Raw genomic sequence first — 22,429 nt, forward strand, 5'->3', positions numbered from 1 at the left:
CTGCGTCACCACAGCGGACGCAAAGCGTCCCTGAGGCGTTCCCACGCAGAGCGTGGGAACGATCGCCCTCAACTCATCAGGAGTTTCCATGACCCGAACCATTCCCGAACCCGATCTCGCGTACCTGCAAAAAGTGCTGCTGGAAATGCTCGCCATTCCCAGCCCCACCGGTTTTACCGACACCATCGTGCGTTACGTCGCCGAACGCCTGGAAGAGCTCGGCATTCCGTTTGAAATGACCCGACGCGGCACCATTCGCGCCACCCTCAAGGGCCAGAAAAACAGCCCTGACCGCGCCGTCTCCGCCCACCTGGACACCATCGGCGCCGCCGTGCGTGCGATCAAGGACAACGGGCGCCTGACCCTGGCGCCGGTGGGCTGCTGGTCGAGCCGCTTTGCCGAAGGTAGCCGGGTCAGCCTGTTCACCGACAACGGCGTGATTCGCGGCAGCGTATTACCGCTGATGGCCTCCGGGCACGCATTCAACACCGCCGTGGATGAAATGCCGGTGAGCTGGGACCATGTCGAGCTGCGCCTGGACGCCTACTGCGCCACGCGTGCCGACTGCGACTCCCTGGGCATCAGTGTGGGTGACTACGTGGCGTTCGACCCACTGCCCGAGTTCACCGAGAGCGGGCATATCAGCGCTCGCCACCTGGACGACAAGGCCGGCGTCGCCGCCCTGCTCGCCGCGCTCAAGGCCATCGTCGACAGTGGCGAACCCTTGCTGATCGACTGCCACCCGCTGTTCACCATTACCGAGGAAACCGGCAGTGGCGCAGCGGCCGCCCTGCCCTGGGATGTGAGTGAGTTTGTCGGCATCGATATCGCCCCGGTCGCCCCCGGCCAGCACTCCAGCGAACATGCGGTGAGCGTGGCCATGCAGGACTCCGGCGGGCCCTATGACTATCACCTGTCCCGCCACTTGCTGCGCCTGGCGTCGGACAACGACCTGCCGGTACGCCGCGATCTGTTCCGCTATTACTTCAGCGATGCGCACTCGGCGGTCACCGCCGGCCATGACATTCGCACTGCATTACTGGCCTTCGGTTGTGACGCCACCCATGGTTACGAGCGTACCCATATCGACAGCCTCGCCGCCCTGAGCCGCTTATTGGGCGCCTATATCCTCAGCCCGCCGGTGTTTGCCAGCGATGCGCAACCGGCCCAGGGCTCACTGGATCGGTTCAGTCATCAGATCGAGCATGAAACGCAAATGGAGAGCGACACCCGCGTGCCGTCGGTAGACAGCCTGGTCGGCCAGAAGTCCTGACGCGGTGAGTTGATACTGGCAACAAAGGTCCCGGCACAGTAGCATCGCCGGGACCTGACACCTGAGGCTTGTATGCTGATTCCCTACGATGCACTTGAAGTCGACACCCTGACCCGCCTCATCGAAGACTTCGTCACCCGCGACGGCACCGACAATGGCGACGACACGCCCCTGGAAACCCGCGTGCTGCGCGTGCGCCAGGCGCTGACCAAAGGCCAGGCGCTGATCGTCTTCGATCCCGAGAGCGAGCAATGCCAGTTGATGCTCAAGCACGATGTGCCCAAGCACCTGTTCGACTGAAGCCTGCCTAAGGGTTGGGCACCGGCACGGGGTGGGTAGCCTGGCCCTCGCCTTTGAGAATCTTGCGGTACACCTCGGCACGGTACACGTTGACGCCCACCGGCGCCTCGATGCCGAATTTCACGTGAGTACCGTTCACTTCAAGGATATGCACGGTGATGTCATCGCCAATGGCGATGGCTTCGCCTATAGCACGGCTTAAGACCAGCATGGCGGTAGTCCTTTTCCAGTAACAGGACCTCGACCATGCCCCCTTCGCGCTGGACCGACAATGGCTTGCGGGCAAATCAGGCATCTCCTACACAGGTAGGTAATTTGCCTGACAGACCCCAGTCAAATCAGGCCTTAACAGCCTGCGCCTTGGCGCGCATCTTGTCGGCCATCAGGGTCATTTCGTCATACAGCAGTTGCGGATTTTTTTGCTTCAACGCCCAAGCCATCCGGCCTTGCTCGTGGGGCAGGATCATGAATTCGCCTTCGGCCACGCGCTGGTAAATGTAGTCGGCAATATCCGCCGCCGAGATGGGCGAACTCTCAAGCAACTTGCCCACTTGAGCCTTCATGGCTGGGGTTGGCCCACGGAACGAGTCGAGCAGGTTGGTCTGGAAAAACGACGGGCACACCACATGCACGCCCACTTCCTGTTGCTTGAGTTCCACCAACAGGCTCTCGGATAACGCCACCACGCCCGCCTTGGCCACGTTGTAGTTGCTCATGGCCGGGCCCTGCATCAGCGCTGCCATTGACGCGATGTTGATGATGCGCCCCTTGCTCTTTTCCAACAGCGGCAGGAACGCCTTGCAGCCTTTGACGACGCCCATCAGGTTGATTGCGATCTGCCAGTCCCAATCCTCCAGGGACAGTTCAGCGAAGAACCCGCCCGAGGCCACGCCGGCGTTGTTGACGATCACATCGATGCCCCCGAGCTTCACCTCACAGGCCTGGGCAAAGGCCGTTAGCTGGCTATAGTCACGCACGTCGCAGCGCTGGGTAAAGCCATCCCCCCCGGCTTCGCGAACCTGCTTGAGGGTTTCCTGCAAACCGGGCTCGCTGACATCAGACAACGCCAACTGCCAGCCTTCACGGGCCCAGCGCAGAGCGATTTCGCGACCCAGGCCAGACCCGGCGCCAGTGATCATCATGCGGTTTTGCATAGGAAGTAGCCTTGTGGTTCACGAAAGAAGTGACCGGCAGTGTAGCGAAGGTTTTTGCTCTACCCACGCACCATCAGGGTGATGAATGCCCCGGGCAAACCGTGGGCTCGGTCGCAGGCGTGCCTATAGATTAAGTTCAATTTTTTTCAACTGATTAGTTCAAGTTGCGCACGCGTTAAAAGAAATAAGCGACCCATCAAAATGTTTTATAAAAACAATGAATTTTTTACGAAGTGGCAGAGTCGGAATGGGTAAGGCGTCCCACTGTACATGGACGAACCAACGGTTAAACAGCCGGTTTTTGCAAAGAACCTATAAGGAATAAAACCATGAGCCTCATTCTGATTATTATCCTGATCCTGCTGCTGGTCGGTGGTCTGCCGGTGTTCCCGCACTCGCGTAACTGGGGTTATGGACCGTCGGGTATCCTGGGTGTGGTACTGGTTGTTCTGCTGGTGCTGTTGTTGCTCGGCAAGATATAAACACCGCGCTACGGTGTTTGTCGGAGCGAGCAAGCGCTCCTACAATTGAGAAGCAAAAAAAGAGGCCTTCTAGAAGGCCTCTTTTTTATTGTCGGTCAGTTAGTCCGGCTTACCGTCCACGACACCTGCGGTGTTATCCAACAAGCTCTTGGTCGCGGTCTGCAGGAACGACTCGAGTTTCTGCTTGAGTGCAGCTTCGTCCGGCGACTCCGGAATCACCTTGCCAGTCGGCTCGGCGCCCAGTGTGTATTCCCACAACTTGGGTGGCATTTCCTTGGGCAATACCAGTACGCGGTCGCCGGTGAGCAAGGCCACGGTCTGGTCGCTGCCCGATGGCTTGATCACGCCGAAACCCTTGTCACCTTCGGGCAGGTTCAGCAGGTCGCGGCCCCAGCACTGGTGCAAGGTATCGCCGCCCAGGCGGCCCATGATGGTCGGCACGATGTCGATCTGGGTGCCCACAGTGTGGTCACGCTCACCGAACTTCTCGCGCATGCCCGGTGCAATCATCAGCATCGGCACGTTGAAGCGACCCAGGTCCATCTCGGTGATCTGCTGCTCATTGCCAAAGCCGTGGTCACCGACGATCACAAACAGGGTTTCCTTGAAGTACGGCTCTTTGCGGGCCTTTTCAAAGAACTGGCCCAAGGCCCAGTCGGAGTAACGCATGGCCGTCAAATGCTCGTTGAGGCTGCCACGGTCGGTGACCTTCTCAACCGGCAATGGGGTCGGCAATGCGTACGGCGTGTGGTTGGACAGGGTTTGCAGCAGTGCGTAGAACGGCTTGCCGCCTTCGCGCGCCTTCAGTTCTTCCAGGCCACGGTTGAACATGTCCTGGTCGGACACGCCCCAGGTCGGGTCGGAGAACACCGGGTCGACGAAGTCATTGCGGCCGATGAAGTTGGTCATGCCCTGGTTGCTGAAGAAGCCCGACTGGTTGTCCCAGGCGAAATCGCCGTTGTAGACATACACATCGTCGAAATCACGCGCACTGAGCAACTGCGGCAGGCCCGACAGCTTGTGGCTGCCTTCCGGGGTCTGCATCAGGTATTCGAAACCCGGCAGGTTCGGGAAGCAGGCCATGGTGGCGAACATACCCTGGTGGGTGTGGGTGCCGTTGGAGAAGAAGCGGTCGAACAGCAAGCCCTCGTGGGTCAACTTGTCGAAGTACGGGGTGATATTGCCCGGACGTCCCAATGCGCCCACCGAATGACCGGCGAAGCTTTCCATCAGGATCACCACGACGTTCTTGATCGGCAGGGTTTTCTCGGCCGGTGGCGTGAAGTCACGGCGCACGGCAGCGGTGTCGGTGTCTACCAGCTTCTCTTGCGGCAGCACCAGCATGTCGCGCACGGTCTGGGTGGCCAGTGGTTGTTCCAGCGTCGCCTTCCAGATGTTGGCGCGGTCTTCACCGAAGCGCGCCTTGGCCGCCGCGATCAGCGACAAGGTGCCATTGAGGCCTAACTGGTTGGCGAAGTTCGAGTCAGTGGTGTAGACGTCACCCCAACGCAGCGGTGGCCCTTGGCGCAGGGTGCCACGGATGGCAACCACGGCAACCAGCAGGCAAACCATGAACACTGCGATGCGGCTGTACCACGGCGCCACCTGGCGCGTGCTGACAGTGCCGCCGCTGAACGGGCCCCGTGGGCGCGTTGCGCGGTCAGCGCCCTTGAAGGCCATGCTCAGGATCAGCGTGCCCACGGCCCAGGCCAGCAGGTAACGCACCACCGGGAAACCGTACCAGAGCATGCTCATCACGGTTTTCGGGTCTTCCTTCACATACTGGAAGACCAGGCCGTTGAGGCGCTGGTGGAATTCGCGGTAGAAGTCCATCTCCATCAAGCCCAGGAACAAGGCGATGCTGGACGCGACGGTCAGCCACAAACGGAAGAACCCGCGCGCCGCCATGGCCCGCACGCTGAACAGCGCCAACAGCAGCGGAATCAGCAGGTACATCACCAGGCGAATGTCCAGGCGCAAGCCGTTGGCGAACGCTTCAAGGAACGTCGAGGCCGGCGTATCGAGGATCATCTCGCGGTTGTAGACCAGCAACGCCAGGCGCAGCAGGGAAAACATCACCATCATGACCAATGCGCAGAGCAGCGTGTACGCCAGATGGGATTTGACGGTCGGTTGCAGCAGGCGATTTGAAGCTCGCTGCTGATTCAGGGCGTCCGGGTTTGCCATGTCGTTTTAGGACCCATTGGAAGTTTAAGTTGCGAAATAATGCAGTGGCGTCCGTCCCTCGCCCAGGCTGGCTGGGGTAGGCGGTTAACGCGGTGGCACAAATGGTGCCCGATCGAGGCCGGCAAGGCTATTAATTACTGAACGTAAGGCACGGCCCTGCCTTTAAGGGCACTGGAGATAGAGCCCTGGCAGCCGGATAAAGCCGGCGAATTGTCTTGGATGGGATGTGAAAATTTCGTGCGGCGAATAGTTTCGACACACAAATTTAATTAACGCCGTAAACCCCACTGTGGGAGCTGGATTGCCTGCGATAGCGGTGTGTCAACCAATACAATGCAAGCTGACCCACCGCTATCGCAGGCAAGCCAGCTCCCACATTGACTGTGCCCGCTCCAAATCGAGTGGGTCGTCAGATCCGCACGTTACCGCGCGGCCCGGCGATAGCCCAGATGATCAGGCCCAGCACTGGCAACAGCAGGATCAACAGAATCCACAGCACTTTGGCGCCGGTGCTGGCGCCGCTTTTGAACACGTTGATGATCGCCCAGATATCCAGCGCGAGGATGATCAGGCCAATCAGACTATTAAACGTGGAACCCATGGTGTCGCTCCTAAGTGAGGGCATGCACTTGTAGGATAGTCAGCCTTGGCGCGGGTTCCGTTTTATTTCAGACGTGTACGGCAATCTTCAAGGCTTCCAATGATGGTTCGGCCTTGATGCCGACTTCGGCACACAGTTCCAGTACCCGCGCCAGGTCGTTGCCGAACACCAGCACTGCCTGGATCTCGTCGTCCAGCAACTGGCTGAAGTTCATCAGCACATAACCGCCGTCTTCCGGGCTCAGGGCGCTCATCTGGATCTGGATGCGGTTGAGCGCGGTCAGGTCTTCGGTCTTGGCCAGTTGCTTGGGCTTGAGGTTGAACGCCACGCCCGGACCGAACGACGCGACGATCTGGGCAAACAGGTCGCCATAGGTATCGGCCTGGAACAACACCGTGTCTGGCAGGCTACCGACCACCACCCACTCTCCCAGCGGAATCGGGAAACTGTCGTCGTAGTTGATATCCGGATTGGCCGCCAGGAACGCCGCCGGGTCCGCGTAGGCATGGGCCGCTTCGTCGGCAATACGCGCTACTTCATCCTCCCCCATGACGCCGGCGCTGATTTTGCTGATGAGTTCGACGAGGGCGGTTTTCATGGGGCGATCCTGTAACGGGCAAGTTTTGAAGGGCGCGTAGCCTACACCAGTTTCTGCAACTGCGCCGCCGTATCCACCGCGCCCATGGTCTGCGCCGCGGCCAGTGCCGTCGCGCCTTGTGCATCGGTGGCCTTGGGGTTTGCGCCTTTACCGAGCAGGTAATCAACCATGTCAACGCGGTTGAACATCGCCGCCATCATCAAGGCCGTACGCCCGTCCGAGGAGGCCGCCTCAACCGGCGTGCCGCCTTCGATCAACGCCTGCACCACCGGCAGGTTGCCTTTGAACGCCGCCCCGGCAATCGGCAACTGGTTCTTGTCGTTGGCAATCAATGGGTCGGCCTTGAACTCCAGCAGCACTTTGACCGCCTCGGCATGGCCGTGGTACGCCGCAAGCATCAACAGGGTGTCGCCATTGTGATTACGAAAGTTGGCCGGCAGGCCTTTCGCCAACAATGCGGCAAGCATGGCGGCGTCGCCGCGTCGGGCGACGTCAAAGACTTGCTCGGCAAACTCGGCGGCTTCGTCTTCGGTCATTTGTTTAGGCTGATCTGACATGGGGGCTCCTTGCTGAGGCGACGGACATAACTGTTTAAGGCGCCCAGTGTCGCGATGGAGTTCCCCGGTGTCATGGCTTTTTTGTCAAAAGCCGCCATAGCCAGAATCAATAACGGAATTGGCCGCCCTGGATCTGCGCCAGCAATTGCCCGGTCACCGGCACATAGCTGTCCGAACCCGGCAACCAGGCGTAGACCGGGTCATTGCCAGCCTTGTCCGGGTCGAACCCTTGCTCCTTGAGCTTCACTTTCTGGTACTTGAACGTGCCGGTGGTTTCCATCTTCACCTTGATCCGCAAAAACAACGGCACCGCATAAGGGGGCAACTGGCCGTGGGCGAATTGCAGCAGTTCGCGCATGTCCAGGCTGGCCAGGGATTCGCTGGGGGTGATGGCGACCATGCCGGCGCGGCCGTTGGTGTTGTCGATCTCGACGCCATAGGCCACCACTTCAGCGATCTGCGGGTGTTTCAGCAGGACGTTTTCCACCTCGGTGGTCGAGACGTTTTCGCCCTTCCAGCGATAGGTATCCCCCAGGCGATCGACAAATTGCGCATGCCCGAAACCGATGCTGCGCACCAGGTCGCCGGTGTTGAAATAGCGGTCGCCTTTTTCGAATACGTCGGTCAGTACCACCTTGCGGTTCTTTTCCGGGTCGGTGTAACCGTCGAAGGGCGACTTATCATCAATGCGCGCCAATAACAGGCCCTGCCCGCCGGTGGGCACCTTGACCATGAACCCGTTGCTGCCGCGCAGCGGTTCACCAGTGTCATGGGCGTAGTCCACCAGCGCCCAATGCTGCAGGCAAAAGCCGATGGTGTTGTCAAAGTTCAGCACGTTGGTAAAGCCGATATTGCCGTCGCTGGCGGCATACAGTTCGCAGATATGCTCCACACCATAGCGCTGCTTGAACTGCGCCCACACACCGGGGCGCAGGCCGTTGCCGACCATCTTGGTCACCTGGTTATCACGGTCCTGCGCACTCGCGGGCTGGTCGAGCAGATAGCGGCACAACTCACCGACATAGCCCAGGGTGGTCGCCTTGAACTTGCGTGCATCGTCCCAGAACTGGCTGGCGCTGAATTTGCGCCGAATGGCAAAGCCGGACGCACCGATAATCGCCGCCCCCCAGCACACGCACAGGCCGGTGGCGTGGTACAGCGGCAAGGTGCAATAGAGGACGTCCTGTGGCCCCATGTCCAGGGCGATACTGCCGAAGCTCACGGCGGTTTTGGTCCAGCGCCCGTGCTTCATGATGCCGGCCTTGGGCAAGCCGGTGGTGCCGGAGGTGTAGATATAGAAGCAGGGATCGTGGAAGAACACCTGCGCGGAACTCGCCGGGTCGTCCACCGGGCTTTCGGCACTGGCGGCCATCAGGTCGATGTAGCCGTCGGGCACCCTACTGCCCGGCTGATCGGCCACGAACCAAGTGCGCTCGGCCGGGATCTGGACTTGATCGCGCACTGCTGCGTAAGGGCTCAGCAATTCGGCACCGACCACAATGGCAACCGGCTTGACCAGGGTCAGGCTGTGTACCAGCGCCCCTTGAGTTTGCGCCGTGTTGAGCATGGCGCAGATGCCGCCCAGCTTGGCCACGGCCAGCACGTTGAGCAGCAACTCGGGGCGATTCTCGATAAACAGCGCTACCACATCGCCCTTGCGGATGCCCTGGGCCTGCAAGTGATGGGCAATGCGATTGGCGCACTGATTGGCGTCGCGGTAGCTGATCACGCTGTCCCCATACAGCAGGGCAGCACCGTCAGGGTTACGCAAGGTGGCTTGTTCGAAATGCCAGCCCAGGCCGCAGGGTTGGTTGGGGTCGGTGACGTTGGCCGCACGCATGCCGCGCACCACCCGTGGGAGCGCCCGAACAATGGCAGGCACCTTACGCAGCATCATGCGCCAGGTGATCATGTCGACTTGCTGATGAGTCATGGAGGGACGTCCCTTTTCTTATTCTTGGTCTGGTCCAGGTACATCGACTGGTGTAGCGGAAAATACGTCAGCGGTTCTTTGGCTGTACACGCGGGATTTGAAAAGTTTTGTATCTCGTGGCGGCCGGCCGATGCTATCTCCCTGACACCCCACCCTCAAATGTAGGAGCTGGCTTGTCGGGTCGGCGCATCGCTGCGATGACGACCTCCCAGCCGACCGGGATTTTTCCGAGCAAAAGACGGTCAGTATCATTACAGCCCTCCCCCTTCCTGCCGGAAAAATCACCGGGCAGATAGCGCAAAATGCAGGATGCACGATGGCCCTTCATGCAAATTGCACGAAAACGAAAATCCTATAAATTTATAACTTGCTGATTTATAACGATTTTTTAGAATATCCAATACTGGCACAATCACTGCACCTATCACTCCATGCTTGCCAACTTGAGCCAATGGAGCTGATAGACATGAGCCTGATCCAAGATAAATTCGCTTCAGTATTCTCCAACTACGACGTCACCACCCAGCCACGTCCGGACGGCGGTATCCTGTTGACCCTGCGCAACAGCGAAGGTAAGCAGGTCAAGCGCTCGATCTCTTATCAGCAGCTGCACACTGCCGACCAACTGACTTGGGTGATTAGCGCTATTCGCCGTGACCTGGCCGAACAAGCCAGCGAACTGCCGCAGATTTCGATGTTGCAAAGCCAGAACCGCTTTGCGCTGCCGACCTATCACTCGGCCTAATCTACACCTCTGAAAAAGGGCCGCGACGCTACTCAGCGTCGCGGCCCTTTTTCATGCCATTAACATAAGCCCTGCCGAACCGCCTCATTCTTTGCCTGCACACGGTTGGTGACATCCAACTTGCCGTAGATGTTGCGCAGATGAAATTTCACCGTGGCTTCAGAGGTGGCGCGAATCTGGCTGATTTCCCAGACAGTCTTGCCCTCGGAGGCCCATCGCAGGATTTCCAGCTCCGTGGGAGTCAGGGGCTTGCCGGACAAGCTCCGGCGTTTTCTGATAGCCGTGGGCACAATAACCGACGGGCGATACGTCTCCTCGGGGCCACTCATTGTTCTCTCCTTATATCTGCTGATGCGCTGCCATCTTTCGGATTCCTCCTATTGACAGATGGCATAAACATTTACGCTGAACAGAGAGTTACATAACGAGTGGAATCAAAGCGCACGGCAGAGAACAAACAGCTTTACCCTACAAATAATTAAGTTTCTTCCCACAGCAACTTCCAACTTCCCAGGGTTGAACATTCAGTTATCTACGCTTAGTCATCCAGTCCTGGAAAGCGAGTGGCAATCGCATCACAGGTCAACGAGGGCACAACGCCTTGGGCCGTGTTGAACAAACGCAGTGTCACACAGTGCGGGTTCTCGCCCATGTCGAACCAGTGCGGCACACCGGCCGGGATGATCAGCAAGTCATTCTTCTCACAGCGCAAGCTGTACACATAGTCGCCTATGTGCAGCGTAAACAGCCCCTGGCCTGCGATGAAGAAACGCACCTCGTCTTCACTGTAGGTACGTTCGCCCAGGAACTGCGCACGTACCACGTCCTTCTGCGGATGGTCTTGGGTCACGCTGACCACTTCCACAGCGGCGTAGCCGAGGGCTTCGATCTGAGCCTGGTAGGCGGCAATCATTTCAGCATCAGTGGCGCCCTTTTCTATCGGGCTGGGCTGCCAGCGCTCAAAACGCACGCCGTGCTCGGCCAGGGTCGACTGGATGTCGTCGGCATGGGTCAACACTTTGTTCGGGGTGTCTGGGGAGGCGATGGAGTAGACGGCTACATAGCTCATTGCACGGTTCCTTGGTTCGGCTCTTGCAATCGAAGGCCAATGATAATGGCGGCGGCCAGGGCCGCGAGGCTGGCGATACTGAACGTGAAGGTGGGCCCCAGCAGGTTCCAGCTGTAACCGGAATAGAGGGCGCCGAGCGCGCCGCCGGTGCCGGCCAGCGCGGCATAAAGGGCCTGACCCTGGCCTTGCTGGCGGTCACCGAAGCTGCGTTGCACAAAGGCAATTGCCGCCGCGTGAAAGCTGCCGAACGTGGCGGCGTGCATCAACTGCGCCACCAGCAGCAGCCAGAAAACTTCGGCAAATGAACCCAGCAGCCACCAGCGCAGCGCGGCCAGCAGGAAACTGGCGAGCAGCACCCGGCGCACCGAAAAGCGCGCAAGAATACGGCTCATGGCCAGGAACATCAGCACTTCCGCCACCACCCCCAGCGCCCACAGTAGGCCGATTACGCCGCGGCTGTAGCCCAAATGCTCCAGGTGCAGGGTGAGGAAGGTGTAATACGGGCCATGGCTCATTTGCATCAGCGCCACGCAGGCATAAAACGCCAGCACGCCGGGGCTGCGCAATTGTTTGAGAAAGCCATCCCCGGCCAGGCGGTTGCCGTGGCTGGCCGGCTGCGCGTTCGGTACCCAAAGGCTGGCGCCGATGATGCCGGCCATGATCACCACGACCGCCACCGGGTAGATATCCAGGCTCAGCCAATCGAACAGGCGCCCCATGATCACCACGGTGAGGATAAAACCAATGGAGCCCCACAGACGGATCTGGCTGTAGCGCGAGGTTTGCTTGTGCAGGTGGGCCAGGGTGATGACTTCAAACTGCGGCAGCACCGCGTGCCAGAAGAAAGCGTGCATGGCCATGACCATCGCCAGCCAGGCGTAGGTCTTGCTGACAAAAATCAGGCAGAAGCTGGCCAGGGTGCACACCGCGCCGAATCGCACAATGGCCAGGCGCCGGCCGGTGTAGTCGCCGATCCAGCCCCACAGGTTGGGGGCCACGCAGCGCATCAGCATGGGAATCGCCACCAGTTCGCCGATGCGCGCGCTGGAGAAACCGAGGTGATCGAAGTACAGCGCCAGGAACGGCGCTGTCGCCCCCAGCAGGGCGAAATAGAACAGGTAGAAGCTGGAGAGGCGCCAGTATGGGAGGGCTGGGTTCATTTTATTCAGGGCTGCTTTGCAGCCCAGCGCGAGCAAGCTCGCTCACCACAATAAGCGCGCTCATTGCCCCAGGCGATCACAGTTGGCCCAGTACCGGGGTACTCACGCGCACATCGGCATTCTGCCCGCGGTTGCGCAGCAGGTGGTCCATCAGCACGATGGCCATCATGGCTTCGGCAATCGGTGTGGCGCGGATGCCGACGCACGGGTCGTGGCGGCCTTTGGTGATCACGTCCACCGGGTTGCCGTGCACATCGATCGAACGGCCAGGCGTGGTAATGCTCGACGTGGCCTTGAGCGCCAGGTGCGCCACGATCGGCTGGCCGGAAGAAATACCGCCGAGGATGCCGCCCGCGTTGTTGCTGAGGAAACCTTCAGGGGTCATCTCATCGCGATGCTCGGTACCGCGCTGGGATACGCAGGCGAAGCCGGCGCCGATTTCCACACCTTTCACCGCGTTGATGCTCATCAGCGCATGGGCCAGTTCGGCGTCGAGGCGATCAAAGATCGGCTCGCCCAGGCCCGGCTTCACGCCTTCGGCCACCACGGTGATCTTCGCGCCGACCGAGTCCTGGTCGCGGCGCAACTGGTCCATGTAGGCTTCCAGTTCCGGCACCTTGTCCGGGTCGGGGCAGAAGAAGGCGTTGTCTTCGACGCTGTCCCAGGTCTTGAACGGGATTTCAATCGGCCCCAACTGGCTCATGTAGCCACGGATGACGATGCCCTGGGTGGCCAGGTATTTCTTGGCGATGGCGCCGGCGGCCACGCGCATGGCGGTTTCACGCGCCGAGCTGCGGCCACCGCCACGGTAGTCGCGTTCGCCGTATTTGTGGTGGTAGGTGTAGTCGGCATGGGCCGGGCGGAACAGGTCCTTGATCGCCGAGTAGTCCTTGGACTTCTGGTCGGTGTTGCGAATCAACAGGCCAATGGCGCAGCCGGTAGTGCGGCCCTCGAACACCCCGGAAAGGATTTCGACTTCGTCCGGCTCCTGGCGCTGGGTGGTGTGGCGGCTGGTGCCGGGCTTGCGGCGGTCGAGATCACGCTGCAGGTCGTCCAGGCTCAGCTCCAGGCCTGGCGGGCAGCCGTCGACAATGGCGACCAACGCCGGGCCATGGCTTTCGCCCGCGGTGGTGACAGTGAACAGCTTGCCGAAGGTATTGCCGGACATGCAGGGCGCTCCGTGAAATCAGTTGAATCAAGTCAACCGTAATAACTTAAGGCGGCCAGTATACGCAGGCTAACCGACTAGTTCATCCTCGAAACCTTACCGGTAGACGTTGGTCCAACCGGCACCTCTCCAATGATGGCGCTATGATGCTGCGAGTTCTGCTGTTCACCCTCACCCTGTTCACCGCCGTGGCCCAGGCCGCCTCCCCTGTCGTCTTGCAACGCCCGATCAGCCTGGACACCGGCAGCGGCCAACTCTTTGGCTCGCTGCTGTTGCCGCAATCGGATAAACCGGTGCCGGTGGTGCTGATCATCGCCGGCTCCGGCCCCACCGACCGCAACGGCAACAGCGCCGACGGCGCGCGCAACGACAGCCTCAAGCGCCTGGCCTGGGTACTGGCCCGGCATAACATCGCCAGCGTGCGCTACGACAAGCGCGGCGTGGCTGCAAGCCTGGCGGCCACGCCGGATGAGCGCAACCTGACCCTGGAGGCGTATGTGGCCGACGCCGTGGCCTGGGGCAAGTTACTCAAGGCCGACAAGCGCATGGGCCCGCTGATTGTGCTGGGCCACAGCGAGGGCGCGCTGGTCGCCGCCCTCGCCGCGCCGCAACTTGAACCGGCCGGGGTCATTTCCTTGTCTGGCAGCGCCCGCCCGGTGGACCAGGTGATCCGTCAGCAACTGGCCGATCACTTGCCCCCTGCCCTGCTGCTGCGCAGCAATGAAATACTCGATCACCTCAAGGCCGGCCAGGTGGACGCCGACGTGCCGCGCCCATTGGAGGGCATTTTCCGACCCAGCGTGCAGCCGTATCTGATCAGCCTGTTCCGCGCCGATCCGTCGGCCGCCTTTGCGCGCTTGGACATGCCGGCGCTGATTATCCAAGGCACCAACGATATCCAGGTTGGCGTAGGTGATGCCCGGCAACTGAAGCAGGCCAAGCCCGACGCGCAGTTGACGGTGATCGAAGGCATGAACCACGTGATGCGCATCGTGCCCAATAACGTGAAGCAGCAACTGGCCTCCTACAACGACCCGAAACTGCCGCTGGCTGCGGAGCTGGGCCAACGTATCGTCAGCTTTATCGAAGGACTTCAACCCCGTTAAGCGGCAATTGGCCTCCAGTCCTGGGAAAAACGGCCGATAAGTCCAGAGTCGACAGTAAAAAGACTGTCGGCTCGCAGGGCTTGGACAGGATCGCGCCGCATGACAACCACCGAAACAACACCCGAATCGACCGCCGAGACCCCGGCCGCAACCGAAGCTGGCGCCGCAGCGGCCCTGCCGTGGGCCGACGTTCACGCCGAACATTTCAAGATGCTGCGCCTGGCCCCGCTGGCCACCGACCGCGCGACCGGCGCACGGCCGTTGCGCTTTGTGCAGTTCGGCTATGCCGAGCGCCATGATAAACACCACAGCCTGTTGCGCATGGTCATCCAGTTACCGGGCCAGCGAGTACGGCGCGAACAGAACCACCTGGATATCTGGGTCGATCACGATAAACACCGCGTGCACTTCGGGCCCGGCAACAGTCTGGAAATCGAGCCGGCCAACCGCGGCATCGGGCGCTTCCTGGTGGCCCAAGGCGCCGCCTGGGCGAAGAAGAAGTGGTCCCACTACCGCGTCGACGGCGTGGACCTGGCCAACAAGGACGCCCTCAACGAAGCCACGCGCCTGCGCCGCGATCATTTCCTGCGTATCCAGGGTTTCGATGTGGCCTACGCCGATGTGCAGCACCTCAAAGGCAATGTGCAGCCCGGCAAGGTCAGCGAGGTGCTGGACAGCTGGAACACCGAGAAAGTGCAGTTCGTGGAGATCCTTGAAGCCGCACAGATGCTGCAACAGGCCGAGCAGAACCTGGCGGAGCAGGAAGTGAAGCTGCGCAAGGAAGAGGAGAAAGTCACCAAGTTCAAGCGTGAGGACAGCGGGCTGCGCTTTACCATCACTTGTCTGGTGGCGTTTACGGTGTTCCAGGCGGGGTTGTTGATCTGGATTGCCACGCACCGCTGATAGATTGAAATGCAATCAAAATGGGGGAGCTGGCTTGCCTGCGATAGCGATGTATCAGTAGCACAAGTGCAAGCTGACCCACCGCTATCGCAGGCAAGCCAGCTCCCACATTGACCGAGTTTCTGCAGTTATATCCGGGCAGCGAAAACGGCCTGGTGTTGGCGGCACTGCTCAGCCGTCAACATAAACACCCCATGCCCACCGCGCTTGAAGTCCAGCCAGGCGAAGTCCACTTCCGGGTACAGCGCCTCGACATGCACCTGGCTGTTGCCCACTTCGACAATCAGCAAGCCCTTCTCGGTCAGGTGGTCCGCCGCTTCGGCCAGCATCCGGCGTACCAGGTTCAGGCCGTCTTCACCGCAGGCCAGGCCCAGTTCCGGTTCGTGCTGGTATTCATCGGGCATGTCGGCGAAATCTTCGGCATCCACGTAGGGCGGGTTCGACACGATGAGGTCGAAACGCTGGCCGGGTAACCCGTCAAAACCATCGCCCTGCACGGTGTAGACGCGCTCGTCGACGCCATGGCGCTCGATGTTCTGGTTCGCCACTTCCAGGGCTTCGAAGGACAAGTCTCCCAGCACCACTTCGGCCTCGGGGAACTCATAGGCACAGGCGATGCCGATGCAACCGGAGCCGGTGCACAGGTCGAGGATGCGTGCCGGCGGCTGGGCCAGCCAGGGTTCGAAGCGGTCTTCAATCAGCTCGCCTATGGGTGAACGCGGGATCAATACGCGCTCATCGACGATAAACGACATGCCGCAAAACCAGGCTTCGTTCAACAGGTAGGCCGTCGGCACTCGCTCATGGATACGGCGATGCAGCAAGCGCTGCACGTGGGAGATTTCCTCTTCTTCCAGGTTGCAATCCAAATAGCTGTCGGCGATTTCCCACGGCAGGTGCAAGGCGCCCAGCACCAACTGTCGGGCTTCGTCCCAGGCATTATCGGTGCCATGGCCAAAAAACAGCTCTTCCCCATGGAAACGGCTGACAGCCCAACGGATATGGTCGCGCAAGGTGCGCAGGCGGGAAGTGATCACGGGGGCAAGCTCCTGGAAAAAACGACTGGCGATTCTAACAGCCTTCACCTGTACCGACGATGTACGAAAAACCTGGCGCCGTACGTCGGATTTCATCCAATTTGCCCGCATTGTGTTAAACAGGCCTGCCTCTTGACATGGCTGCACGCCAGCAACGGCGTACCTTACGATAGTAGCGATTCACAGAAGCGCTCAGCCAGTGGACAATGTCGCAAAAGCCCCACTCACAGGAGCCCCAGAATGTCCGTTCCAAAGACGATGTTTCAACTCAGCGGTCGCGGTTACGCAGCAGCCAACCTCAATCATGCGACCCTGGTGATCATCGACGCCCAGAAAGAATACCTCAGCGGCCCGCTCGCCCTCTCGGGCATGGACGCGGCGGTAGAGAACATCAAGCAGCTTGTGACCGCAGCGCGCAGTGCCGGGCGCCCGATTGTGCATGTGCGCCACCTGGGTACCGTGGGCGGCCTGTTTGACCCCCAGGGCGAGCGCGGCGAATTCATTCCGGGCCTTGAGCCTGAGGGTGACGAAACCATCATCGGCAAACTGCTGCCCAGCGCCTTCCATGGCACCGGCCTGGAAAAGCACCTGCAAGACCTCGGCTCCCTCGACCTGATCGTCTGCGGTTTCATGAGCCACTCCAGCGTCAGCACCACCGTGCGCGCGGCCAAGAACCTGGGCTTTCGCTGCACCCTGGTGGAAGACGCCTGCGCCACCCGCGACCTGCCCTACAAGGGCGGTATCCTGAGCGCCGAGCATGTGCAGCAAACCGAAATGGCCATCATGGCAGACAACTTCGCCACCCTGGCGCTGGCCAAAGACTTGATCTGATCCTGCTGGCGGTGAGCGGCGTGTTTATTGCTCCGCTCATCCGCAAAGCCCTTTCATTTGGCGCATTTACCTCTCCCCCCGGAACAACCTGTGTATCTTCCGGTCGAAGGGCCGATACCCTGGAGGAAAGGTCGGAATGAAGATATCCGATGGTTTTGATGCTCGTCGCTTGCGCCCCAAGGGCCCGAGCAATTGGCGTCTGCGCCTGGTAGCGTGCATGGCCGCGTTGCTGGCGATAGTAGGCTTGTTGTTGGCGGGCGCTGGTGGCGCCGGCCTGTTTGGGCATTCGCCCGCCCTGGGCGAACTGAATGCCAGCCCGGGCGGCTCGGCACTTCTGCTGGGGATCGGCTTGCTGGTGCTGTGGTTGGGCGTGTGGCTATGGCGTCGCAGCCGTCGGAAAATGCGCCAGCCGCTGTCGTTGAATATCGCCTCTCACCTGATGAAAAAGCACGACTGATGGCGCTTGGATAGCGTTTCCTGCGCCCTGGCCGCCGCGATTTAGGTAAACTGCCCGCCCTTCGCGGAGGCTGACATGCAAGACGACGATTTTTCCCTGTTCAAAAACGAGCTGCGCGGCGTCAAGCCGATCAAGCACGACCGCGCCGACACCGGCAAACCCAAGACTGACCGGGCGCAGATCGCCAAGCTGCGCCAGGCCGCGACCGTGCGCACCGATGCCACCACCGTGGATGGCCTGTCTGACCAGTTCGTGATCGACGTCGGCCCCGAAGATGAACTGATGTGGGCCCGCGACGGCGTGCAGGAAAGCCAGATGCGCAAGCTCAAGGCTGGCCAGATCCCGTTCGAAGGCAGCCTCGACCTGCACGGCATGACCGTGGAAAAAGCCCGGGAAACCCTCTGGGCCTTCCTGGCCGAAGCGACCAAATTCGAAATCCGCTGCGTGCGCGTCACCCACGGCAAGGCGGTGCGGTTGGACGGCAAGCGGCCGATGATCAAAAGCCACGTCAATACCTGGCTGCGCCAGCATGCCCAGGTGCTCGGCTTTACCTCCTGCCAGGCTCGTCACGGCGGCGCCGGCGCGGTGTATGTGATGCTCAAGCGCACCATGATGGAAGGGCGCGACGAGTAACAAGTGCCATCGTCAGGCTTGCAGCGATGTGTCCGCCACCGTAACCTTGCGCTTTGCGAAAATCCCACAGGTAGTTTCATGTCCCTGGAACAGAATTACACCGCGATCCTCGGCCAACTCGGCGAGGACGTGTCCCGCGAGGGCCTGCTCGACACGCCAAAGCGTGCCGCCAAGGCAATGCAGTACCTCTGCCGCGGTTATGAACAGACACTCGAAGAAGTCACCAACGGTGCCTTGTTCAGCTCTGACAACAGCGAAATGGTGCTGGTCAAGGACATCGAGCTGTACTCGTTGTGCGAGCATCACCTGCTGCCGTTTATCGGCAAGGCCCACGTGGCCTATATCCCGAGCGGCAAAGTGCTGGGCCTGTCGAAGGTCGCGCGTATTGTCGACATGTATGCGCGCCGCCTGCAGATCCAGGAAAACCTCAGCCGCCAGATCGCCGACGCCGTGTTGGAAGTCACAGGCGCCCTAGGCGTGGCCGTGGTGATCGAGGCCAAGCACATGTGCATGATGATGCGCGGTGTCGAGAAACAGAATTCGTCGATGATCACCTCGGTGATGCTGGGTGAGTTCCGCGAGAACGCGGCCACCCGCAGCGAATTTCTCAGCCTGATCAAGTAACCGGCCAGGCAGGAAAAAACCGGCGTTCATCGCCGGTTTTTTTTCGCCTGCAGAAATCAGGTAAGCTGCGCCCCCTCAGTCATGGGCAAGAGGTTTCAGCCATGTTCGTCAAAGCACTTCGAGTGGGCCTCGGCCACGTCATCATCGCGGGCGACTTTCTTACCCGCCCACGTAAAAAACAACGCCCGGCGGAGCAACAGGCCAAGGTCAATGCTGCAGCCAAGGACCTGACCCTGTATCAGTTCCACGCCTGCCCGTTCTGCGTGAAGACCCGTCGCACCCTGCACCGCCTGAATGTGCCGGTGGCGCTCAAGGACGCGAAGAACAACGAGCAGGACCGCCAGACCCTGCTGGAGCAAGGCGGCAAGATCAAAGTGCCGTGCCTGCGCATCGAAGAGAACGGCCAGACCACCTGGATGTATGACTCCAAGGTCATCATTGACTACCTGGACAAGCGCTTCGCTGCGATCTGAAGCCCACGGCGGTCAATGTGGGAGCTGGCTTGCCTGCGATTGCATCACCGCCGTACATCTGCTGCACCGCGGTGCCCGCATCGCAGGCAAGCCAGCTCCCACATTTGCGCTGCGGTGCTATTAAGTCGGTATTGTCAGGTCGAGATCCAGCAATGCCGAACCCAGGCACTTGCCGTGGGCGTCCAGGGCCAGCGAGCGGGTTACGCCGCCGCGCAGGATTCCCGGCAGGACGAAGTTCAGCGCCTGCACGTTCGGCAACTCATGACGCTGAACCGGTGCCGCATCGGGATCGCGTAAATCGGCAAAGAACTCGGCCACGCGCTCAGCCGTCAGCTGTTCACACAGCAACGGATAATCCTCGGCGCGATAGGCAATGATCGAGATGTTCGACGTGTCGCCCTTATCCCCGGTGCGGGAATGGGCCAGCCTGTGCAGTTTCATTCTTCAATCCTCGGTTTGACCGATTCACGGGGCAACAGCAACGACGCCACCGCCACCACCTGACGCACGCTCTTGCTCGCCCCACCGCCGCCGGCCGGGCCGTTGGTGTAGAGGGTCTCCACTTCATTGCCGATCCGCACGGCGTCGCTGCGCTCGTCACACCGGGCAGCGACCCGCAGGCGCACTTCCCAAGGCTCGACGCTGCTGCGCAGGCCGTGCAATGAGTCCATGCCGATCAACTCGGCGCGCAGGTCCTGCATGTTGACGCCGATCAACGCCAGACGTTTGAGCACCACTTCCCGCGCCAACTCAGCCCGTGCGACAGCACCGGGACCGCCGTAAGACATCTGCCCTTCACCAATCCAACCGTCCAGATAACCGACGCTGACCTTCAGCTGTTCAGGCCGGGCACGCCCGCTGGCTCCTTGGGCACGCACCCGGTCCACGCCCTCCTCGACAAACCCGACCTGGGAAAAGTCGGCCGTCACATCCGGGGTCAAGTAGGCTGCCGGGTCGTGAACTTCATAAATCAGTTGTTCGGCGCAGGTCGCGCGGCTGACCCGCCCACCGGAGCCTGCCACCTTGGTGATCACTGCATTGCCGTCGGCGTCGACCTCGGCCAGGGGAAAGCCCAGGCGCGCCAGATCCTCCACATCCTTGAAGCCTGGATCGACGAAATAACCGCCACTGACCTGCCCCGCGCACTCGAGCAAATGCCCCACCAACGTGCCCCGGCCCAGTCGCGGCCAATCATCGAAGGCCCAGCCGAACTCGAACATCTGCGGCGCCAGGAACAGCGAAGGGTCGGCCACGCGCCCGGTGATCACCACATCGGCGTCGGCGTGCAACGCGTTAAGAATGCCCTCCACACCCAAGTAGGCATTCGCGGAAATCAGCCGCTCGCCCAATGCGCCTACGGTCTGGCCATTATCCAGCAACTGCTCGGCAGACAAGGTATGCAGCACGTCATCCCCGACCACCGCCACAACCTTGAGGCCCAGGCCCAGCTCGCCGGCAATGCGCCGCACTTCCCCGGCCGCCGCCAACGGGTTTGCCGCCCCCATGTTGGTGATCACCCGCAGGCGTCGACGCCCCGCCCGCTGCGCCACAAAGGGCAAGACACGGCGCATGCGCTCAGCCAGCAGCGGGTCATAACCGCCCTGCGGGTCGCTGATGCGCGCCTGTTGCGCCAGGGCGATGGTGCGTTCGGCCAGGCATTCGAAGACCAGGTAATCCAGGTCGCCGTGTTCGGCCAGTTCCACCGCAGGTTCTATACGGTCGCCGGAGTAGCCGGCGCCGGAGCCGATGCGCAAGGTGTTCATCTCAAATCACTCCCAGGAGCAACGCCGTCAGGGTCATCAACACCGAGGCGGCAAACAGGAAAGGAATGGTGAAGCGCTGGTGATCGGCCAACTCGATCTTGCACAGGCCCACCAGCAGGAAGGTCGCAGGCGTCAGCGGGCTGACCGGGAAGCCGGTGGTGTGCACGCCCAGCAGCGAAGCCTGGGCCACCTGAAGCGGGTCGACGCCCAGGGCCTTGCCGACTTCGGCGATCACCGGCATCACGCCGAAATAGTAGGAATCGGGGTCAAACAACATGCTCAGGGGCATGGACAAGAAGCCCACGACGGCCGGGATCAACTTGCCGTGGCCCGCCGGGATCTGCGCCACCGCCACTTCGGCGATGGCCTTGAGCATGCCGGTGCCTTGCATGATGCCGGTAAATACCCCGGCGGCGAGCAGGATACTGGCCATGGTCAGGGCGGTTTTCGCATGGGCGTCGATGCGCGCACGCTGGGCGTCCACGTTGGGATAGTTGATGCACAACGCAACCACGGTGCCGAGCATGAACATTACCACCGGGTCCACCCAGCCGGCGATCATCACCACCATCACCAGCACGGTCAGCATCAGGTTGACCCAGAACAACCGTGGACGACGCAGCGTGATGTCGTCATCGCTGAGCACTCGTTGCGGCACCGCCTCCACGCTGGAACCGGCGCCCAGGCCGAGGCGCTTTTCTTCGCGATGGCCCAGCCACCAGGCGCAGGCGAAGACAAAGATCAGCCCGACGATCTGAACCGGGATCAATGGTTGGAACAGGTCGGCCACCGGCACATGCAAGGCCGCCGACGAACGCAGCACCGGGCCGGTCCAGGGCAGGAAGTTGACCCCGGCGGCCATCGCACATACGCAGGCGAGGATGCGTTTATCAATGCCGAGGCGCGTATACAGCGGCAGCATCGCCGGCACCGTCACCAAGAAAGTCACAGCGCCAGAGCCGTCCAGGTGTACCAGCAACGCCAGGGTCGCAGTACCCACCACAATTCGTGTAGGACGCGTCCCGACCGTGCGCAGGATGCGATCAATGATGGGATCGAGCATGCCCGCGTCGGTCATGATCCCGAAAAACAGGATCGCGAACACAAACATGCCCACCACAGGGGCGACGTTCTTGATACCGGTAATGATGAAGGCGCTGGTTTGCAGGCCAAATCCACCGATCAGCGCGGCAATGATCGGCAAGGCGATCAAGGCCACCAGCGGCGAGAGGCGCTTGCTCATGACGGCAGCGAGCAGGCACAGGATGGTGATGACACCCAGGGTTGCGAGCATGGGTTACTCCAGGGCGGCCTGGTTGGCCGGTTATTGTTTTCCCTGGAGTATTGGAATCGCGCTAGGCTTTGTAAATTGCAA

Annotated in this window: 26 protein-coding genes; 11 read left to right on the forward strand and 15 right to left on the reverse strand. The window is 60.9% G+C overall.

All coding sequences use genetic code 11. The features are described 5' to 3' along the window. The first annotated feature begins 88 nt into the window (after positions 1-88). Entirely contained in the window at positions 89-1,273 is a 1,185-nt protein-coding gene (locus tag MHH62_RS15145) for an osmoprotectant NAGGN system M42 family peptidase (RefSeq protein WP_014719266.1), read from the forward strand. Between the two features lie 72 nt (positions 1,274-1,345). Next, positions 1,346-1,573: a YheU family protein gene (locus MHH62_RS15150; RefSeq protein WP_003192759.1), complete on the forward strand. Its 228-nt coding sequence runs from the start codon at positions 1,346-1,348 to the stop codon at positions 1,571-1,573. 7 nt (positions 1,574-1,580) lie between these two features. On the opposite strand, the gene csrA is transcribed toward MHH62_RS15150, so the two are convergent. Beyond that, entirely contained in the window at positions 1,581-1,784 is a 204-nt protein-coding gene (gene csrA, locus MHH62_RS15155) for a carbon storage regulator CsrA (protein WP_014719267.1), read from the reverse strand. 127 nt (positions 1,785-1,911) lie between these two features. Next, positions 1,912-2,727, reverse strand: a complete 816-nt coding sequence (locus MHH62_RS15160; protein WP_014719268.1) for an SDR family oxidoreductase — start codon at positions 2,725-2,727, stop codon at positions 1,912-1,914. A 329-nt stretch (positions 2,728-3,056) separates the two neighbouring features. On the opposite strand from MHH62_RS15160, the gene MHH62_RS15165 reads away from it, so the two are divergent. After that, positions 3,057-3,209, forward strand: coding sequence for a DUF3309 family protein (locus tag MHH62_RS15165; protein WP_003192767.1), 153 nt, complete (start codon positions 3,057-3,059; stop codon positions 3,207-3,209). 99 nt (positions 3,210-3,308) lie between these two features. Here the strand turns inward: MHH62_RS15165 and MHH62_RS15170 are convergent, their stop codons facing one another. From MHH62_RS15170 to MHH62_RS15190, 5 genes are all read right to left on the reverse strand, one after another. Next, a complete protein-coding gene (locus tag MHH62_RS15170; RefSeq protein WP_014719269.1) occupies positions 3,309-5,396 on the reverse strand; it encodes an LTA synthase family protein in 2,088 nt (695 codons plus the stop codon). Between the two features lie 409 nt (positions 5,397-5,805). After that, on the reverse strand, positions 5,806-5,997 hold the full coding sequence (locus MHH62_RS15175) for a PLDc N-terminal domain-containing protein (RefSeq protein ID WP_003192770.1): 192 nt from the start codon (positions 5,995-5,997) through the stop codon (positions 5,806-5,808). Positions 5,998-6,064: 67 nt separating this feature from the next. After that, entirely contained in the window at positions 6,065-6,595 is a 531-nt protein-coding gene (locus MHH62_RS15180; protein ID WP_103451993.1) for a hypothetical protein, read from the reverse strand. Between the two features lie 41 nt (positions 6,596-6,636). Next, a complete protein-coding gene (locus tag MHH62_RS15185) occupies positions 6,637-7,152 on the reverse strand; it encodes an ankyrin repeat domain-containing protein (RefSeq protein ID WP_060767627.1) in 516 nt (171 codons plus the stop codon). 106 nt (positions 7,153-7,258) lie between these two features. Next, on the reverse strand, positions 7,259-9,085 hold the full coding sequence (locus tag MHH62_RS15190) for a long-chain-acyl-CoA synthetase (RefSeq protein ID WP_198833583.1): 1,827 nt from the start codon (positions 9,083-9,085) through the stop codon (positions 7,259-7,261). A 466-nt stretch (positions 9,086-9,551) separates the two neighbouring features. Between MHH62_RS15190 and MHH62_RS15195 the strand changes: the two genes are divergently transcribed. After that, the gene (locus tag MHH62_RS15195) at positions 9,552-9,830 is read left to right on the forward strand and encodes a DUF3509 domain-containing protein (RefSeq protein WP_003172952.1); all 279 of its coding nucleotides are present in this window, start codon (positions 9,552-9,554) and stop codon (positions 9,828-9,830) included. Between the two features lie 59 nt (positions 9,831-9,889). On the opposite strand, the gene MHH62_RS15200 is transcribed toward MHH62_RS15195, so the two are convergent. From MHH62_RS15200 to aroC, 4 genes are all read right to left on the reverse strand, one after another. Further along, the gene (locus MHH62_RS15200) at positions 9,890-10,159 is read right to left on the reverse strand and encodes a helix-turn-helix transcriptional regulator (protein WP_014719273.1); all 270 of its coding nucleotides are present in this window, start codon (positions 10,157-10,159) and stop codon (positions 9,890-9,892) included. Between the two features lie 209 nt (positions 10,160-10,368). Then, positions 10,369-10,899: an acireductone dioxygenase gene (locus MHH62_RS15205; RefSeq protein ID WP_032903740.1), complete on the reverse strand. Its 531-nt coding sequence runs from the start codon at positions 10,897-10,899 to the stop codon at positions 10,369-10,371. After that, the gene (locus MHH62_RS15210) at positions 10,896-12,059 is read right to left on the reverse strand and encodes an MFS transporter (RefSeq protein WP_103451994.1); all 1,164 of its coding nucleotides are present in this window, start codon (positions 12,057-12,059) and stop codon (positions 10,896-10,898) included. Before MHH62_RS15210 ends, MHH62_RS15205 begins: the two co-directional genes overlap by 4 nt. Before the next feature lie 76 nt (positions 12,060-12,135). Next, entirely contained in the window at positions 12,136-13,227 is a 1,092-nt protein-coding gene (aroC, locus tag MHH62_RS15215; protein ID WP_014719276.1) for a chorismate synthase, read from the reverse strand. 143 nt (positions 13,228-13,370) lie between these two features. Between aroC and MHH62_RS15220 the strand changes: the two genes are divergently transcribed. After that, on the forward strand, positions 13,371-14,333 hold the full coding sequence (locus MHH62_RS15220) for an alpha/beta fold hydrolase (RefSeq protein ID WP_019818577.1): 963 nt from the start codon (positions 13,371-13,373) through the stop codon (positions 14,331-14,333). A gap of 99 nt (positions 14,334-14,432) precedes the next feature. Continuing rightward, the gene (locus MHH62_RS15225) at positions 14,433-15,236 is read left to right on the forward strand and encodes a hypothetical protein (protein ID WP_019818578.1); all 804 of its coding nucleotides are present in this window, start codon (positions 14,433-14,435) and stop codon (positions 15,234-15,236) included. Positions 15,237-15,364: 128 nt separating this feature from the next. Here MHH62_RS15225 and prmB read toward each other — a convergent pair whose 3' ends face one another. Further along, entirely contained in the window at positions 15,365-16,273 is a 909-nt protein-coding gene (prmB, locus tag MHH62_RS15230) for a 50S ribosomal protein L3 N(5)-glutamine methyltransferase (RefSeq protein WP_014719279.1), read from the reverse strand. 240 nt (positions 16,274-16,513) lie between these two features. On the opposite strand from prmB, the gene MHH62_RS15235 reads away from it, so the two are divergent. From MHH62_RS15235 to MHH62_RS15255, 5 genes are all read left to right on the forward strand, one after another. Then, on the forward strand, positions 16,514-17,104 hold the full coding sequence (locus MHH62_RS15235) for a cysteine hydrolase family protein (protein ID WP_014719280.1): 591 nt from the start codon (positions 16,514-16,516) through the stop codon (positions 17,102-17,104). Between the two features lie 136 nt (positions 17,105-17,240). After that, complete coding sequence (locus MHH62_RS15240; protein ID WP_014719281.1) at positions 17,241-17,561, forward strand: hypothetical protein; 321 nt, start codon at positions 17,241-17,243, stop codon at positions 17,559-17,561. A gap of 75 nt (positions 17,562-17,636) precedes the next feature. Further along, positions 17,637-18,194: a Smr/MutS family protein gene (locus MHH62_RS15245; protein WP_003192796.1), complete on the forward strand. Its 558-nt coding sequence runs from the start codon at positions 17,637-17,639 to the stop codon at positions 18,192-18,194. Positions 18,195-18,272: 78 nt separating this feature from the next. After that, positions 18,273-18,818 carry a GTP cyclohydrolase I FolE gene (gene folE / locus MHH62_RS15250; RefSeq protein ID WP_014719282.1) on the forward strand — a complete coding sequence of 182 codons (546 nt, stop codon included), beginning with the start codon at positions 18,273-18,275 and terminating at the stop codon, positions 18,816-18,818. A gap of 101 nt (positions 18,819-18,919) precedes the next feature. Then, positions 18,920-19,291, forward strand: a complete 372-nt coding sequence (locus tag MHH62_RS15255) for a glutathione S-transferase N-terminal domain-containing protein (RefSeq protein WP_020302241.1) — start codon at positions 18,920-18,922, stop codon at positions 19,289-19,291. 120 nt (positions 19,292-19,411) lie between these two features. Here MHH62_RS15255 and MHH62_RS15260 read toward each other — a convergent pair whose 3' ends face one another. From MHH62_RS15260 to MHH62_RS15270, 3 genes are read right to left on the reverse strand one after another with little or no spacing between them, the layout of a single operon-like run. Then, positions 19,412-19,732, reverse strand: coding sequence for a hypothetical protein (locus MHH62_RS15260; RefSeq protein WP_020302240.1), 321 nt, complete (start codon positions 19,730-19,732; stop codon positions 19,412-19,414). Then, positions 19,729-21,054 carry an acyclic terpene utilization AtuA family protein gene (locus MHH62_RS15265; RefSeq protein ID WP_019818582.1) on the reverse strand — a complete coding sequence of 442 codons (1,326 nt, stop codon included), beginning with the start codon at positions 21,052-21,054 and terminating at the stop codon, positions 19,729-19,731. Before MHH62_RS15265 ends, MHH62_RS15260 begins: the two co-directional genes overlap by 4 nt. 1 nt (position 21,055) lies before the next feature. After that, complete coding sequence (locus tag MHH62_RS15270; protein ID WP_003192804.1) at positions 21,056-22,348, reverse strand: citrate:proton symporter; 1,293 nt, start codon at positions 22,346-22,348, stop codon at positions 21,056-21,058. Between the last annotated feature and the right edge of the window lie 81 nt (positions 22,349-22,429).

This window comes from Pseudomonas sp. FSL L8-0168 (assembly GCF_037976155.1).
In the GTDB taxonomy this organism is placed as follows: Bacteria; Pseudomonadota; Gammaproteobacteria; order Pseudomonadales; family Pseudomonadaceae; genus Aquipseudomonas; species Aquipseudomonas paracarnis.

Excerpts from the sequence above, each read along its gene's own strand:
- MHH62_RS15190 (WP_198833583.1), bottom strand. The coding sequence starts at position 9,085 with ATGACTCATCAGCAAGTCGACATGATCACCTGGCGCATGATGCTGCGT.
- MHH62_RS15260 (WP_020302240.1), bottom strand. The coding sequence starts at position 19,732 with ATGAAACTGCACAGGCTGGCCCATTCCCGCACCGGGGATAAGGGCGAC.
- MHH62_RS15220 (WP_019818577.1), top strand. The coding sequence starts at position 13,371 with ATGATGCTGCGAGTTCTGCTGTTCACCCTCACCCTGTTCACCGCCGTG.
- aroC (WP_014719276.1), bottom strand. The coding sequence starts at position 13,227 with ATGTCCGGCAATACCTTCGGCAAGCTGTTCACTGTCACCACCGCGGGC.
- MHH62_RS15160 (WP_014719268.1), bottom strand. The coding sequence starts at position 2,727 with ATGCAAAACCGCATGATGATCACTGGCGCCGGGTCTGGCCTGGGTCGC.
- MHH62_RS15245 (WP_003192796.1), top strand. The coding sequence starts at position 17,637 with ATGCAAGACGACGATTTTTCCCTGTTCAAAAACGAGCTGCGCGGCGTC.
- MHH62_RS15145 (WP_014719266.1), top strand. The coding sequence starts at position 89 with ATGACCCGAACCATTCCCGAACCCGATCTCGCGTACCTGCAAAAAGTG.
- MHH62_RS15225 (WP_019818578.1), top strand. The coding sequence starts at position 14,433 with ATGACAACCACCGAAACAACACCCGAATCGACCGCCGAGACCCCGGCC.
- MHH62_RS15210 (WP_103451994.1), bottom strand. The coding sequence starts at position 12,059 with ATGAACCCAGCCCTCCCATACTGGCGCCTCTCCAGCTTCTACCTGTTC.
- MHH62_RS15200 (WP_014719273.1), bottom strand. The coding sequence starts at position 10,159 with ATGAGTGGCCCCGAGGAGACGTATCGCCCGTCGGTTATTGTGCCCACG.
- MHH62_RS15255 (WP_020302241.1), top strand. The coding sequence starts at position 18,920 with ATGTTCGTCAAAGCACTTCGAGTGGGCCTCGGCCACGTCATCATCGCG.
- MHH62_RS15185 (WP_060767627.1), bottom strand. The coding sequence starts at position 7,152 with ATGTCAGATCAGCCTAAACAAATGACCGAAGACGAAGCCGCCGAGTTT.
- MHH62_RS15150 (WP_003192759.1), top strand. The coding sequence starts at position 1,346 with ATGCTGATTCCCTACGATGCACTTGAAGTCGACACCCTGACCCGCCTC.
- MHH62_RS15270 (WP_003192804.1), bottom strand. The coding sequence starts at position 22,348 with ATGCTCGCAACCCTGGGTGTCATCACCATCCTGTGCCTGCTCGCTGCC.
- MHH62_RS15180 (WP_103451993.1), bottom strand. The coding sequence starts at position 6,595 with ATGAAAACCGCCCTCGTCGAACTCATCAGCAAAATCAGCGCCGGCGTC.
- MHH62_RS15240 (WP_014719281.1), top strand. The coding sequence starts at position 17,241 with ATGAAGATATCCGATGGTTTTGATGCTCGTCGCTTGCGCCCCAAGGGC.
- MHH62_RS15265 (WP_019818582.1), bottom strand. The coding sequence starts at position 21,054 with ATGAACACCTTGCGCATCGGCTCCGGCGCCGGCTACTCCGGCGACCGT.
- MHH62_RS15165 (WP_003192767.1), top strand. The coding sequence starts at position 3,057 with ATGAGCCTCATTCTGATTATTATCCTGATCCTGCTGCTGGTCGGTGGT.
- MHH62_RS15170 (WP_014719269.1), bottom strand. The coding sequence starts at position 5,396 with ATGGCAAACCCGGACGCCCTGAATCAGCAGCGAGCTTCAAATCGCCTG.
- MHH62_RS15235 (WP_014719280.1), top strand. The coding sequence starts at position 16,514 with ATGTCCGTTCCAAAGACGATGTTTCAACTCAGCGGTCGCGGTTACGCA.
- MHH62_RS15195 (WP_003172952.1), top strand. The coding sequence starts at position 9,552 with ATGAGCCTGATCCAAGATAAATTCGCTTCAGTATTCTCCAACTACGAC.
- MHH62_RS15205 (WP_032903740.1), bottom strand. The coding sequence starts at position 10,899 with ATGAGCTATGTAGCCGTCTACTCCATCGCCTCCCCAGACACCCCGAAC.
- csrA (WP_014719267.1), bottom strand. The coding sequence starts at position 1,784 with ATGCTGGTCTTAAGCCGTGCTATAGGCGAAGCCATCGCCATTGGCGAT.
- folE (WP_014719282.1), top strand. The coding sequence starts at position 18,273 with ATGTCCCTGGAACAGAATTACACCGCGATCCTCGGCCAACTCGGCGAG.
- MHH62_RS15175 (WP_003192770.1), bottom strand. The coding sequence starts at position 5,997 with ATGGGTTCCACGTTTAATAGTCTGATTGGCCTGATCATCCTCGCGCTG.